9 protein-coding genes and 1 pseudogene are annotated in these 14360 nt (G+C 72.6%); 7 read left to right on the top strand and 3 right to left on the bottom strand.

The features are described 5' to 3' along the window. Positions 1-55 precede the first annotated feature (55 nt). Together ACFY2B_RS18125 and gabT are read right to left on the bottom strand one after the other, a co-directional pair. The gene (locus ACFY2B_RS18125) at positions 56-649 is read right to left on the bottom strand and encodes a phosphatase PAP2 family protein (protein ID WP_390764102.1); all 594 of its coding nucleotides are present in this window, start codon (positions 647-649) and stop codon (positions 56-58) included. 502 nt (positions 650-1151) lie between these two features. Further along, a complete protein-coding gene (gabT, locus tag ACFY2B_RS18120; RefSeq protein WP_390764101.1) occupies positions 1152-2486 on the bottom strand; it encodes a 4-aminobutyrate--2-oxoglutarate transaminase in 1335 nt (444 codons plus the stop codon). A 282-nt stretch (positions 2487-2768) separates the two neighbouring features. Between gabT and ACFY2B_RS18115 the strand changes: the two genes are divergently transcribed. The 4 genes from ACFY2B_RS18115 (at position 2769) to ACFY2B_RS18100 (ending at position 10694) form a co-directional block, all read left to right on the top strand. After that, positions 2769-4895 carry an ATP-binding protein gene (locus ACFY2B_RS18115; protein ID WP_390764100.1) on the top strand — a complete coding sequence of 709 codons (2127 nt, stop codon included), beginning with the start codon at positions 2769-2771 and terminating at the stop codon, positions 4893-4895. Between the two features lie 154 nt (positions 4896-5049). Next, positions 5050-6714: a PucR family transcriptional regulator gene (locus ACFY2B_RS18110; RefSeq protein WP_390764099.1), complete on the top strand. Its 1665-nt coding sequence runs from the start codon at positions 5050-5052 to the stop codon at positions 6712-6714. A 179-nt stretch (positions 6715-6893) separates the two neighbouring features. Continuing rightward, positions 6894-8339, top strand: a complete 1446-nt coding sequence (locus ACFY2B_RS18105) for an aldehyde dehydrogenase family protein (RefSeq protein WP_390764098.1) — start codon at positions 6894-6896, stop codon at positions 8337-8339. A 414-nt stretch (positions 8340-8753) separates the two neighbouring features. After that, entirely contained in the window at positions 8754-10694 is a 1941-nt protein-coding gene (locus ACFY2B_RS18100; protein WP_390764097.1) for an acyl-CoA dehydrogenase family protein, read from the top strand. 128 nt (positions 10695-10822) lie between these two features. On the opposite strand, the gene ACFY2B_RS18095 is transcribed toward ACFY2B_RS18100, so the two are convergent. Beyond that, on the bottom strand, positions 10823-11275 hold the full coding sequence (locus ACFY2B_RS18095; protein ID WP_390764096.1) for a lamin tail domain-containing protein: 453 nt from the start codon (positions 11273-11275) through the stop codon (positions 10823-10825). Between the two features lie 165 nt (positions 11276-11440). On the opposite strand from ACFY2B_RS18095, the gene dxr reads away from it, so the two are divergent. The 3 genes and pseudogenes from dxr to ACFY2B_RS18080 all read left to right on the top strand — a co-directional run. Further along, on the top strand, positions 11441-12748 hold the full coding sequence (gene dxr, locus ACFY2B_RS18090; protein ID WP_390764095.1) for a 1-deoxy-D-xylulose-5-phosphate reductoisomerase: 1308 nt from the start codon (positions 11441-11443) through the stop codon (positions 12746-12748). Between the two features lie 8 nt (positions 12749-12756). After that, entirely contained in the window at positions 12757-14049 is a 1293-nt protein-coding gene (locus ACFY2B_RS18085; protein ID WP_390764365.1) for a M50 family metallopeptidase, read from the top strand. A gap of 173 nt (positions 14050-14222) precedes the next feature. Next, a pseudogene (locus ACFY2B_RS18080) lies at positions 14223-14360 on the top strand (4-hydroxy-3-methylbut-2-en-1-yl diphosphate synthase); the annotation flags it as partial.

Here is a 14360-nt window from a genome sequence, read left to right as displayed (position 1 = left end):
CTGCTCGCCCGTCGACCACCCCTCGCTGAACCGGCCCGTGGCGGCGGGCGTTCCTTCAGCGTCCTCTCGCCTGATCCCCTTGGGTGGGAGTTCCGGAGGAACGTCGGCTCCTGCTTCGGCCGACCGGCCCGCCGCCCCGGCCGGTCAGCGGCCACAGCAGGCACAGCAGCACGGCGCCCAGGCACCAACTGGCCAGCACGTCCAGCGGCCAGTGGTAGCCGTGCCGCACCAGACCGAAGCCGACGGCCAGGTTGACGGCGACGCAGCCGCCGGCCAGGGCGCGGCGGGCGCGGGCGCCGCCGAGGTGGGGCAGCAGGAGCAGCGTCGCACCGCCGTAGGCGACGGCCGCCGTGGCGGTGTGGCCCGAGGGGTAGTAGCCGAGCCCCGGCGGCACGGCCGGGGTGCCCGGGCGGGCGATCCAGTCCTTCAGGGGGACGACCACGGCCGGCACCAGGGCCATCAGCACGGCCGCCACGGCGGGCGGTGCCCACCAGCGGTCCGCGCCCGCCCGGCGGGCCTGCCAGGACCCGAGGACCAGCGCGGCCACGAGCACCGGGACCGCGATCTGGACGTTGCCCAGATCGGCGAGGAGTCCGGAGAGCCGGTCCGGGTGGCGCAGGACGCGGCTCAGCCGTTCGTCCGCACGCACCAAGGGCCCGTCGGCCGCGACCTGCCAGGTGATCAGGGCAAGCAGCAGGGCCGACAGGCCCGGGAGAAGGAGGAAGGAGGTCGGCCGCCCCGGAACAGGGGGGGTAGTTCCGAGGCGGCCGTCCGGATCGGAACGTCGCGCGCCCCGGGGGGTTTGGGGCGAGCGACCGTCCGATCGGTGAGGAGAACCGGAGCCGGAGGCCCCGGGTGTGTGCGCGAGGGCACGACCAGGTCGAAGCTGGGGAGGCCCCGGCCTGATGTCGCCCACAGTCCCCTGTGGGCGGGGTGTATCTCTCATCTGGATCAGAACCTACGGCAGCGGGTGGCCCTGCGACAGGCGGAATCACCTCCCGCCATCCACCTCGCACACCTTCTTCACACGGCCTGACGGCCGCCACCCCCGCCCCCGCGCCACGGCGGCGGACGGGGGCGGGACGGGTGGGGCCGATGCGCCGGGCATCCGGTGCGTGAGCTGGGCCTTCGTCGGTCGGTCGAGGGTGGTCTCAGATGCGCGCGAACGCCTGCTCGATGATGTCGAGGCCCTCGTTGAGCAGGTCCTCGCCGATCACCAGCGGCGGCAGGAAGCGCAGCACGTTGCCGTAGGTGCCACAGGTCAGGACCAGCAGGCCCTCCTGGTGGCAGGCGCTGGCGAGCGCGGCGGCCGCCTCCGGGGCAGGCTCCTTGGTGGCACGGTCCTTGACCAGCTCGATGGCGATCATGGCGCCGCGGCCCCGGACGTCACCGATGAGGTCGAACTTCTCGGCCATGGCGATCAGCCGGGGCTTCATGACCGCCTCGATGTTCTTCGCCCTGGCGTTGAGGTCCAGCTCCTTCATCGTCTCGATGGCGCCGAGCGCACCGGCGCAGGCGACCGGGTTGCCGCCGTAGGTGCCGCCCAGGCCACCCGCGTGCGCGGCGTCCATGATCTCGGCCCGGCCGGTGACGGCGGCCAGCGGCAGCCCGCCCGCGATGCCCTTGGCGGTGGTGATCAGGTCGGGCACGATGTCCTCGTCCTCGCAGGCGAACCACTGGCCGGTGCGGCAGAAACCGGACTGGATCTCGTCGGCGACGAAGACGATGCCGTTGTCGGCGGCGAACCGGCTGAGCGCGGGCAGGAAACCCTTGGCCGGCTCGATGAAGCCGCCCTCGCCGAGCACCGGCTCGATGATGATCGCGGCCACGCTGTCCGCGCCGACCTGCTTGGTGATCTGGTCGATGGCCTGCGCGGCGGCCTCAGGACCCGCGTTGTGCGGACCGGTCGGCCAGCGGTAGGCGTAGGCGACCGGGACCCGGTACACCTCGGGGGCGAAGGGCCCGAAGCCGTGCTTGTACGGCATGTTCTTGGCGGTCAGCGCCATCGTCAGGTTGGTCCGGCCGTGGTAGCCGTGGTCGAAGACGACGACCGCCTGCCGCCCGGTGTATGCGCGGGCGATCTTGACCGCGTTCTCGACGGCCTCGGCACCGCTGTTGAACAGCGCGGACTTCTTGGCGTGAGCGCCCGGGGTCAGCTCGGCCAGCGCCTCGGCGACGGCCACGTAGCCTTCGTACGGGGCGACCATGAAACAGGTGTGGGTGAAGTCGGCCAGCTGGGCGGAGGCCCGGCGGACGACGGCCTCGGCGGAGGCGCCGACGGAGGTCACGGCGATGCCGGAACCGAAGTCGATGAGGCTGTTGCCGTCGACGTCCTCGACCACGCCGCCGCCCGCGCGGTTGACGAACACCGGCAGGACGGAACCCACACCCCGGGCGACCGCTGCGGTGCGGCGGGCCTGCAACTCCTGCGACTTCGGACCGGGGATGGCGGTGACGACGCGACGCTCCTGCGGAAGTGCGGACATGAGGGCTCCCTGATGATCGTGCGTACCGGGCGGGTTTCCCCCGGCGGTGCCGGGCGGTGCGATTGCGGACGCTTGCCTTCTTTCTTCGCAGGCTAGGGCCGCCGGGGGGCGGTGGGCATGCTCCATGTGGGTGGTGTCGCCGGGCGCGGTTGTCCGCGATGGACATAGCGAGCGGGCCGGGCGGTGCGCGGTCTCGGCCGCGTATGCGGTGAACTCCCCTTGCGAGGGCGTTAGATTGACTCGCTGACGGTGATCGGAACGGCTGGTCAGGGGGCAAGGGCGATGGACAGCGACGGGACGCAGGACGCGCGGGGCACGCACGCGAACCCCGTGCCGCGTCCGGCGATGCCGCAGGACGGCGCCGCGGTGCCGCCGCGACCCGCGATGCCACCGGGGGTACCGCCGCTGCCGGACGGCTCGGCGTTCCTGGCCTGGCTGCGCACGTCGCGCCCGCAGGCGCCACCCGGCATCTGGCGGTTCGGCCACCGGCCGCGCCCGGCCGAGGAGCCCGAGCGGACACCGGCGCGTCAGCTGCTCAGCGGAGCGGTGATCGCGTTCCTGGTGGGCTGGCTGGTCTGGTCGCTGCTGTGGAACGGCTACCTCGGCAGCTGGTGGGTGCTGCCGCTCGAACTGTTCACCCCGGACTCCTGGCGCCACAGCGACGACCGCGTGGGCAACGCCGTCCTCTGGTACGGCTACTACACGTTGATCGCCCTCGCCATCATGTTCGTCGTCGGCAGGCTCGGCCGCTGGGCCGAGGTCTGGCGGCGCTTCGGCCCGCCGGCCTGGACCTCCGCCGCCCCGGCCGCCGAGCGCCCGCCCGCCCCCGAGGAGGACCCCGCGCAGTGGCCCGCGCTGCGCGCCGCCGGAGCGGTGGACGCCGCCGAACGGCTCGGTGCGGAGGCCCGGACCGGACTGATGCGGGACGTCGACCAGGCCCGGATCGCACGCGCCTGGCAGGGCGTGCGCAGCGGCCGGCACAGCATGGCCGCCTTCTCGGACGCCGTGGTGCGGCACGGCGCCGCCGCCTGCCCGCACCCGTCCGGCGCGCGCGACCTGCCCGGGCGGCAGGCCCGGCACGACCTGGTCACCGGACAGGTGCGGCTCGGCACCACCGCGGACGATCCGCGCAACCCCTACCAGTACCGCGGCAGCGGCCTCGCCCTCGGCCCCGAACTGCTGGGCACCTCGCTGCTGGCCGTGGGCCCGGCCGGCTCCGGCAAGACCGGCGGCATCGTCCGGCCGCTCGCCGAGTCGCTGTGCCTGCAAGCGCTCGCCGGCCGTGCCTCGGTCGTGGTGGTCGGCGCGGCGGGCGCCGGACTCGGCCCGGCCGACGCCTACGACGTCGTCGTACGGATCGCCCAGCCCGATTCGGTCCACGACCTCGACCTGTACGGCGGCACCACCGACCCGGACGAGGCGGCGGCCATACTCGCCGAGGCCCTCGTCGGTGACCTGGCCGACCCGCATCCCGGCAGCGACAGCCGGCGCTCCACCACCGTCCTCGCCCAGCTGCTCGGCCCGTTCCGGGCGGCGCACGGCCGTTTCCCCTCCGTGCCGGAACTGCGCCGGCTGCTGGACGGCACCCCCGGCCCGCTGGCCGCGCTGCGCAAGGCCGTGCAGGAGACCGGGCAGGAGTCGCTGCTGCGTGAACTCGACGCGCGGGAGCGGCAGTCGGGGCATCCCGGGGACGTGGGCGCGGTGCTCGCCGACCGGATCGCGCTGCTCGACCGGCCCGCCTTCGCCGGGTTCTTCGACACCTCGGGGCAGTCCCGGCCGTTCTCACTCAAGGCCCTCGACCACCCCGTGCGGGTCCGTGTCGACCTGCCCGAGCGCGGGCACGCGGACGCCTCGCGGATCCTGGCCCGGCTGGTGCTCGCCCAGTTCACGGCGAGCGTGGCGGTACGGGAGGACCGGTCGCTGTTCGCCTGCCTGGTCCTGGACGACGCGACCGGCGTGGTGACCCCGGAATCGGTGCGGGGCATCCAGCGGCTGCGGTCGGGCAACGCCGGTGCCGTGCTCACCCTGCGCACCCTGGACGACGTACCCCGGCCGCTGCGCGGCCCGCTGCTCGGGGCCGCGGGCTGCCGGATGGCGCTGGCCGGGCTCACGCCGTGGGACGGGCAGGACTTCGCCGAGGTGTGGGGCAAGGAGTGGACCGAGGCCCGGGACGTGACCGACCGGCAGATCATCGCCGAGACCCCGGCGGGCAAGGCCGTGCACATGGTGCGCCGGGTGATCACCGGCAAGGCGCCGACCGCGCGGGCCGTCACCGTACGGCAGGTCGAGCGGGAGCGCTGGTCCGCCTCCGAACTGGCCCACGCGATGCCGCCGGGGCACGCGGTGCTCTCCCTGACGTCGGTGCGGGGCGAGCACGCTCCGCCGTTGCTGGTGGATCTCCGCGGCTGACGAGCGGATGCCTCGGCGGTCCGTCGGTGTGAGAACCGGCTCACCGTACAGTCAGTAGGAATCGGCATAGGCTGTTCATACGCGGCGGCCAAAAGATCACCATGATCACCGGATCTCCGCGTGGTCACCCGATCTCTCCGAACCGAAGGCATGCATGCCCCCGACGCTCGCCTCGCTCGTCCGTCACCCCGCGCTCAAACTCACCGTGCGCGCGGGCGGGGACCACCTCGACGTACCCGTCCGCTGGGCGCACGTCAGCGAGCTGGCCGACCCCGTGCCGTACATGGAGGGCGGGGAACTGCTGCTGATCACCGCGCTGAAGCTGGACGCGGAGAACCCCGAGGCCATGCGCCGCTACGTGCGGCGGCTGGTCGGCGCCGGGGTCGTCGGACTCGGCTTCGGCGTCGGCGTCACCTACGCGGAGATCCCCGAGGCGCTGCTCGACGCGGCGGGGGAGGAGGGGCTGCCGCTGATCGAGGTGCCGCGCCGCACCCCGTTCCTCGCGATCTCCAAGGCGGTGTCCGCCGCCATCACCGCCGACCAGTACCGGGCGGTGACCGCCGGGTTCGCCGCCCAGCGGGAACTGACCCGGCAGGCCCTGAACGCGGGCACCGAGGGGCTGCTGGCCGCGCTTGCCGCGCAACTCGACGGCTGGGCCGCGCTGTACGACGCCACGGGCGCCGTGGCCGCCACCGCGCCGGAGTGGGCGGGCCGCCGGGCCGCCCGGTTCATTCCGGACGTGGAGCGGCTGTGGGAGCGGCCCGCGCCCGCCTCGTCGGTGGCCGACGCACCGGAGGGCGAGGACCGGGTCGAACTGCACGCGCTCGGCACGGGACGGCGGCCGAGGGCCGCCCTCGCCGTGGGCACCGCCGCCCCGCTGGGCACCGCCGAGCGGTACGCGGTGCACTCCGCCGTCGCCCTGCTCACCCTGACCACGGAGCGCTCCCGGTCGCTGCACGCGGCTCAGCAGCGGCTCGGCGCCGCCGTGCTGCGCATGCTGCTCGCCGGGCAGCCGGACCACGCTCGGGCGGTCGCCGGGGACCTCTACGACGGGCTGCTCGACGCGCCGTTCCGGGTGATCGTCGCCGAGCGGGTCTCCGGATCGGCCGCCCGCGCGCACGCCGACGGGCGCGCGCGCGGGCCGTCGGCCGAGCCGGGCGCGGTCACCGCGCTCGCCGCCGTGGAGGCGGCCGGCGACCCGCTGGGCGGGCTCGCCGAGTCCGTGGAGTCCGCCGCGGCGCGCTCCGGCGAGGCCGTGCTGGTGGTGCCGGAGGGCGAGCGGCTGGTGGTGCTGGCCGCCGACGAGGGCGCCGCGGTGGCGGCCGGACTGCGCTACGCGACGGCGCTGGAGGCGGCGCGGGCCGTCCCCGGACCGACGGCCGGGGAGGAGGACGAACTGGTCGTGGGCCTGTCGGCGCCGGCCGGGCCGATCGCGGCCGCCGCCGCCTACAAACAGGCCGAGCAGGCGCTGTCGGTGGCGCGGCGGCGCGGCCGGGTGCTCGTGGAGCACGACCAGTTGGCCTCGGGGTCCGTGCTGCCGCTGCTCGCGGACGACGCGGTGAAGGCGTTCGCGGACGGGCTGCTGCGCCCGCTGCACGAGCACGACGCGACCGGCCGCGGCGATCTGGTGGCCTCGCTGCGGGCGTGGCTCTCCCGGCACGGGCAGTGGGACGCGGCGGCGGCCGACCTGGGCGTCCACCGGCACACACTGCGGTACCGCATGCGCCGGGTCGAGGAGATCCTCGGCCGCTCCCTGGACGACCCGGACGTCCGGATGGACCTGTGGCTGGCCCTGAAGGCGGCGCCGGGCGCGGAGTAGCCCTCGGCCGGCTTCGACTTCGACTTCGGTGGTCTCCTGCGACTGACCCGGTACGACAATCTGTAGAAAGCCGCGTCCGCAGTGCTACGACTCGGACAAGCGACCCCGGGCCGCGCCGGGCCTACGGTGGACCACGAAGCCAAGAACATCCCCGATGCGGAAGGGCTGGGATCTCTGAGATGACTTCCACCCACGCCTTCTGGCTCGCCGGCCGCCAGGTCACCGGCGAGGACACCTTCGACGTCACCTCCCCGTGGGACGGGCGGCTCGTCGGCAAGGTCAGTGTGCCGACGGACGCCCAGGTCGAGGAGGCCGTGGCCGCCGCACACGCTGTGCGGGACGAGTTCGCCGCCACCCCGGCGCACGTCCGGGCAGGCGCCCTCGACCAGGCCGGCAGGCGCCTGGCCGAACGCGCCGAGGAGATCGCCCAGCTGATATCCGCGGAGAACGGCAAGCCGGTCAAGTGGGCGCGCGGCGAGGTCGGCCGTGCCGTGTCCGTGTTCCGGTTCGCCGCCGAGGAGGCCCGCCGGTTCAACGGCGGCGAGACCCAGCGGCTCGACACCGACGCCGGTGGCCAGGGCCGGCTGGCTCTCACCCGCCGCTTCCCGAAGGGCGCCGTGCTCGGCATCGCGCCGTTCAACTTCCCGCTGAACCTGTGCGCCCACAAGATCGCCCCGGCGATCGCCGCCGGCGTCCCGATCATCCTCAAGCCCGCCCCGGCCACCCCGCTGACCGGCCTCGCCATCGGTGAGCTGCTGGCCGAGTCCGGGCTGCCCGCGGGCTCCTGGAGCATCCTGCCGGTCGCCAACGACCGGATGCCCGCGCTGGTCCAGGACGAGCGGCTGCCGGTCATCTCCTTCACCGGCTCCGACAAGGTCGGCTACTCGATCATGGACTCGGTGCCGCGCAAGCACTGCACGCTGGAGCTGGGCGGCAACGGCGCGGCGGTGGTCCTCGCCGACTTCGCGAGCGACGCCGACCTCGACCGGGCCGCCAACCGCATCGCGGCCTTCTCCAACTACCAGGGCGGCCAGTCCTGCATCTCCGTGCAGCGGGTGATCGCCGACGCCGCCGTGTACGACCGGCTGCTGCCGCGCATCGTCACCGCCGTCGAGGCCCAGGTCACCGGCGACCCCGCGGACGAGCGGACCGACGTCGGCCCGCTGGTCAGCGAGGCGGCCGCGGAGCGCGTCGAGTCCTGGGTCGAGGAGGCGGTCGCGGCGGGCGCCCGGCTGCTGACCGGCGGCAAGCGCGACGGCGCCGCCTACGCGCCGACCGTCCTGACCGACGTCCCGGCCGATGTGACGATCTCCCGCGAGGAGGTCTTCGGGCCGGTCCTGACCGTGCAGCGGACGGAGGGGGAGGCCGCGGCCTTCGCGGCGGTCAACGACTCCAAGTACGGCCTCCAGGCGGGCGTGTTCACCCACGACCTGGAGGCCGCCTTCCGCGCCCACCGCGCGCTGGAGGTCGGCGGTGTCGTCATCGGCGACGTCCCGTCCTACCGTGCCGACCAGATGCCCTACGGCGGCGCCAAGCGGTCCGGTGTCGGCCGTGAGGGAGTGAAGTTCGCGATGGACGACTACACCTACGAGCGGGTGCTGGTGCTGACCGGGCTCGCGCTCTGAGACCGGACGGCACCTCCGGACCGGCTGACGGCACCCACTAGCACATGGGAATCATTTTCAGCTACAGTCGTCCGTGACGCTCGATCGTCGTCCCCGAAGGGGTCCGGCACCGCTGCCTTCCGGTGCCGGGCCCCTTCTTCGCGCACCGGGCGAAGAAGGGCGCCGGAGCCCGCCTGCGGACCCGCCCGGTACCGGCCCGCCGCGGGACCGCGTGTCCCCCGGACGGCCCAATGGCCACACGGTGCGCAACCGCGTCCGTCCCCGGGCCCGGGGCCGGGGGCAAGGCGCCCCGGCGGGCCCACGAGGGCTGCGCGAGGACTGGTGGGTGCCGCCCGTTTCGGGTACCAACGATCCAGTAGCACTGGTCGGTAACGAACGGTCCGCACCATCCCTCTTCGCGGCGAGGTGAGCCTCATGTCCGCCCCCACCACCAAGCGCACGGTCACCGAGCGCGAGGCCCGCCAGGTCGCGGAGGCCGCCCGGGAACAGGACTGGCGCAAGCCCAGCTTCGCCAAGGAACTGTTCCTCGGCCGCTTCCGCCTCGACCTCATCCACCCCCACCCCCTCCCGGCCGACGACGACGTCCAGCGCGGCGAGGAGTTCCTGGCCAAGCTCCGCGACTTCTGCGAGACGAAGATCGACTCGGCCCGGGTCGAGCGCGAGGCGCAGATCCCCGACGAGGTCGTCGACGGCCTCAAGGAACTCGGCGCGCTCGGCATGAAGATCGACACCAAGTACGGTGGCCTCGGCCTCACCCAGGTCTACTACAACAAGGCCCTCGCCCTGGTCGGCTCGGCCAGCCCGGCGATCGGCGCGCTGCTCTCCGCCCACCAGTCGATCGGCGTGCCGCAGCCGCTGAAACTCTTCGGCACCCAGGAGCAGAAGGACACCTTCCTGCCCCGCTGCGCCCGCACCGACATCTCGGCGTTCCTGCTGACCGAGCCGGACGTCGGCTCCGACCCGGCGCGGCTGGCCACCACCGCCGTCCCGGACGGGGAGGACCCGGAGAACTACGTCCTCGACGGGGTGAAGCTGTGGACCACCAACGGTGTGGTCGCCGATCTCCTCGTCGTCATGGCGCGGGTGCCGAAGTCCGAGGGCCACAAGGGCGGCATCACGGCCTTCGTGGTCGAGGCGTCCGCCGAGGGCGTCACCGTCGAGAACCGCAACGCCTTCATGGGCCTGCGCGGCATCGAGAACGGCGTCACCCGCTTCCACCGGGTGCGGGTCCCGGCGGCCAACCGGATCGGCCCGGAGGGGGCCGGCCTGAAGATCGCGCTGACCACCCTGAACACCGGACGGCTGTCGCTGCCCGCGATGTGCGCGGGCGCCGGCAAGTGGTGTCTGAAGATCGCGCGCGAATGGTCCGCGGTCCGGGAGCAGTGGGGCAAGCCGGTCGCGCTGCACGAGGCGGTCGGCTCGAAGATCAGCTTCATCGCCGCGACGACCTTCGCCCTGGAGGCCGTCCTCGACCTGTCCTCGCAGATGGCCGACGAGAACCGCAACGACATCCGCATCGAGGCCGCCCTCGCCAAGCTGTACGGCTCGGAGATGGCCTGGCTGATGGCCGACGAACTGGTCCAGATCCGCGGCGGCCGGGGCTTCGAGACGGCCGCTTCGCTCAAGGCGCGCGGCGAGCGGGCGGTGCCCGCCGAGCAACTGCTGCGCGACCTGCGCATCAACCGGATATTCGAGGGCTCCACCGAGATCATGCACCTGCTGATCGCGCGGGAGGCCGTCGACGCCCACCTGGCGGTCGCCGGTGACCTCATCGACCCCGGCAAGCCCCTGTCGGACAAGGCGAAGGCGGGGGCGAACGCGGGCGTCTTCTACGCCAAGTGGCTGCCGAGGCTGGTCGCCGGACCCGGCCAACTCCCGTCCTCGTACGGCGAGTTCAAACGAGAGGTGGATCTCTCCGGGCATCTGCGCTACGTCGAGCGGCACGCCCGCAAGCTGGCCCGCTGCACCTTCTACGCCATGTCGCGCTGGCAGGGCCGGATGGAAACCAAGCAGGGCTTCCTCGGCCGGATCGTGGACATCGGCGCGGAACTGTTCGCGATGAGCGCCGCCTGCGTCCGGGCCGAACTGCTGCGCAGCCAGGGCGACCACGGGCGCGAGGCGTACCAGCTCGCCGACGCCTTCTGCCACCAGGCCCGCATCCGGATCGACGAGCTGTTCGGCCGCCTGTGGGTCAACACCGACGACGTCGACCGCAAGGTCGTCAAGGGCGTCCTCGGCGGCGTCTACGAGTGGCTGGAGCAGGGGATCGTCGATCCGTCCGGCGACGGTCCGTGGATCGCCGACGCGACCCCCGGCCCCAGCACCCGGCCGAACGTGCATCGCCCCATCAGGTGACGGCCGGCGCCCGGTCAGGACGCGACCGGGCGCCGGTGCCCGGTGCGGCCGTCACCTCGCGCAGGTGACGGCCGCACCCCGGCACCCGGAGGTCGGCACCCTTGTCACCGGCCCCCGATACCCGGAGGTCAGCACCACTTGTCGCTGGGATCCCGCGTCGTCCAGGAGCAGGAGTCGACCTTCGCGCCGCTCGCCCGGGTCAGGGTGGCGGTGTCGCTGGTGTTGTTCCACACGTACGCGCGGCGGTTCTGGTACCGGTCCGACGCGGTGTTCCTGCCCTTGCCCGTGTGCACCTTCACGGTTTTGCCCGCGCCTATCCGGATGTCCGGGAAGACGTACCTGTGGTTGGCGGCGTCCTTCAGGACCCAGCCCTTGACGGACACCGCCGACCGGCTGGTGTTCTTGAGCTGCACCCACTCGGCGTTCAGGCTCGCGTTGGACCCGTTGTCCGAGCCGGGGCTGTCGAACCAGACGTGGTGGATCGTCACACCGCCGGCCGCCGCGGCCGGGGTGCTGAGCAGGGTGCCGGTGAGCAGCGCGGCGCCCACGAGGGCAGCGGGCAGGGTGGCACGCAGGTGCATGGGAATTCCCCCCGGGAAGTAGTCAGGAACAGCAGTGCTATCACGAGATCTTCACGGCTGCTCCACAAACGAGGAATTCGGTCACTTCCGCGCCAAGCCCAGACATGGCACGCGGCCGGGGGACGCGCTGTCCTTCCGGGCACCGCTTGCGGCAACAATGGGGGGATGACCGACAGTCCCGCCAGCCCGGCGCCCCTCGCCGACCCGCACCTCGTCTACGACCCCCTCGCGGGAGACGGTCCGAAGGACGTGGTGATCCTCGGCTCCACTGGTTCCATCGGCACCCAGGCCATCGATCTCGTGCTGCGCAACCCCGACCGCTTCCGGGTCACCGGCCTGTCCGCCAACGGCGGCCGGGTGTCCCTCCTGGCCGAGCAGGCCCACCGGCTCCGGGTGCGGACCGTCGCGGTGGCCCGCGAGGACGTCGTACCGGCCCTGCGCGAGGCGCTCACCGCGCGGTACGGCACGGGAGAGCCGATCCCCGAGATCCTCGCCGGACCCGAGGCGGCCACCCGGGTCGCCGCCTCCGACTGCCACACGGTCCTCAACGGCATCACCGGCTCCATCGGACTCGCGCCGACCCTCGCCGCCCTGGAGGCCGGCCGCACCCTCGCGCTCGCCAACAAGGAATCCCTCATCGTCGGCGGCCCGCTCGTCAAGGCGCTCGCCAAGCCCGGGCAGATCATCCCGGTCGACTCCGAGCACGCGGCACTGTTCCAGGCGCTCGCCGCCGGCACCCGCGCGGACGTGCGCAAACTGGTGGTCACCGCGTCCGGCGGCCCCTTCCGCGGCCGTACCAGGGCCGAGCTGGCGCACGTGACCGTCGACGACGCCCTCGCCCACCCCACCTGGGCCATGGGCCCGGTGATCACGATCAACTCCGCGACCCTCGTCAACAAGGGCCTGGAGGTCATCGAGGCACACCTGCTGTACGACATCCCCTTCGAGCGCATCGAGGTCGTCGTGCACCCCCAGTCGTTCGTCCACTCGATGGTCGAGTTCACCGACGGATCCACGCTCGCCCAGGCGACGCCCCCCGACATGTGCGGACCCATCGCCATCGGACTCGGCTGGCCGGAACGCGTCCCGGACGCCGCCCCCGCCTTCGACTGGAGCAACGCGTCGACCTGGGAGTTCTTCCCACTGGACAATGAGGCGTTCCCGTCGGTCGACCTCGCCCGGCACGTGGGACGGCTCGCGGGCACCGCCCCGGCGGTGTTCAATGCGGCCAACGAGGAGTGCGTCGAGGCGTTCCGCAACGGCGCGCTGCCCTTCAACGGGATCATGGAGACCGTCACGCGGGTCGTCGAGGAGCACGGCACTCCCCCGTGCTCGGCTTCGCTCGAACGGGGGCACCCCCACCGTTCGGGAACTTCGCTCACCGTGTCGGACGTCCTCGAAGCGGAGACCTGGGCGCGGACCCGGGCCCGGGAACTGACAGCACAGACGGCGACCGCGGAGGCGCGTGCATGACATCCCTGATGATGATCCTCGGCATAGTCGTCTTCGTGGTCGGTCTGCTGTTCTCGATCGCCTGGCACGAGCTGGGGCATCTGTCCACCGCCAAGCTGTTCGGGATCCGCGTGCCGCAGTACATGGTCGGCTTCGGCCCGACCATCTGGTCCCGCAAGAAGGGCGACACGGAGTACGGGATCAAGGCCATCCCGGCCGGCGGCTACATCCGCATGATCGGCATGTTCCCGCCCGGCGAGGACGGCCGGATCACCGCGCGTTCCACCTCACCGTGGCGCGGCATGATCGAGGACGCCCGTTCGGCCGCCTTCGAGGAACTGAAACCCGGCGACGAGAACCGCCTCTTCTACACGCGCAAGCCGTGGAAGCGGGTCATCGTGATGTTCGCCGGACCCTTCATGAACCTCGTCCTGGCGGTCGTCCTGTTCCTCATCGTCCTGATGGGCTTCGGCGTCTCCCAGCAGACGACGAGCGTCAGCTCCGTCTCGCAGTGCGTCATCGCGCAGAGCCAGAACCGTGACACCTGCAAGGCGGGCGACGCGCCCTCCCCGGCCGCCGCCGCGGGCCTGAAGGCCGGCGACAAGATCGTCTCCTTCGACGGGGTCAGGACCGAGAGCTGGAACCAGCTCTCCGACCTCATCCGCGCCACCCCCGGCAAGCAGGTGCCGATCGTCGTCGACCGCAAGGGCGAGCAGCTGACCCTGCACGCGAAGATCGCCACCAACCAGGTCGCCGAGAAGGACTCCAGCGGCCAGATCGTCCCGGGCCAGTACGTCACGGCCGGCTTCCTCGGCTTCAGCGCCGCGACCGGCGTCGTCCGCCAGGACTTCGGGGACTCCGTGACCTGGATGGGCGACCGGATCGGCGAGGCCGTCGACTCCATCGCCGGCCTGCCCGGCAAGATCCCGGCCCTGTGGAACGCGGCCTTCGACGGCGCCCCGCGCCAGCCCGACTCGCCCATGGGCGTGGTCGGCGCGGCCCGCGTCGGCGGTGAGATCTTCACGCTCGACATCCCGCCCACCCAACAGCTCGCGATGGCCCTGATGCTGGTCGCGGGCTTCAACCTCTCGCTGTTCCTGTTCAACATGCTCCCGCTGCTCCCACTCGACGGCGGGCACATCGCGGGCGCCCTGTGGGAGGCCCTGCGCCGCAACCTCGCCAAGGTCCTGCGCCGCCCGGACCCGGGCCCGTTCGACGTGGCGAAGCTGATGCCGGTGGCCTATGTCGTGGCCGGAGTGTTCATCTGCTTCACGATCCTCGTCCTCATCGCCGACGTCGTTAACCCCGTGAAAATCTCGTAGCCACACGGTGTTGGAGGCGGGCGGGAACACGCGTTTCCCGCCCGCCGCCCGATGGTGGGGTTTACGCATGGTGATGTGCTGGCCTCGGCCGCCGTGGCGTAATCTCGGAGCCTGGAGCCTGGAGCCCGCTCTCCGGGCCGGATCTTGATCCACGACTTGGGGTTGCACAGCAGATGACTGCGATTTCTCTCGGCATGCCGTCCGTTCCGACCAAGCTCGCCGAGCGCCGCGTGTCGCGGCAGATCCATGTCGGTTCGGTGGCGGTGGGTGGGGACGCGCCGGTTTCGGTCCAGTCGATGACGACGACGCGT

The organism is Streptomyces sp. NPDC001270, from assembly GCF_042896695.1.
In the GTDB taxonomy this organism is placed as follows: domain Bacteria; phylum Actinomycetota; class Actinomycetes; order Streptomycetales; family Streptomycetaceae; genus Streptomyces.
The sequence above is the reverse complement of the archived record's forward strand: the minus strand, read 5'-3'. Positions and strand labels throughout refer to the sequence as shown.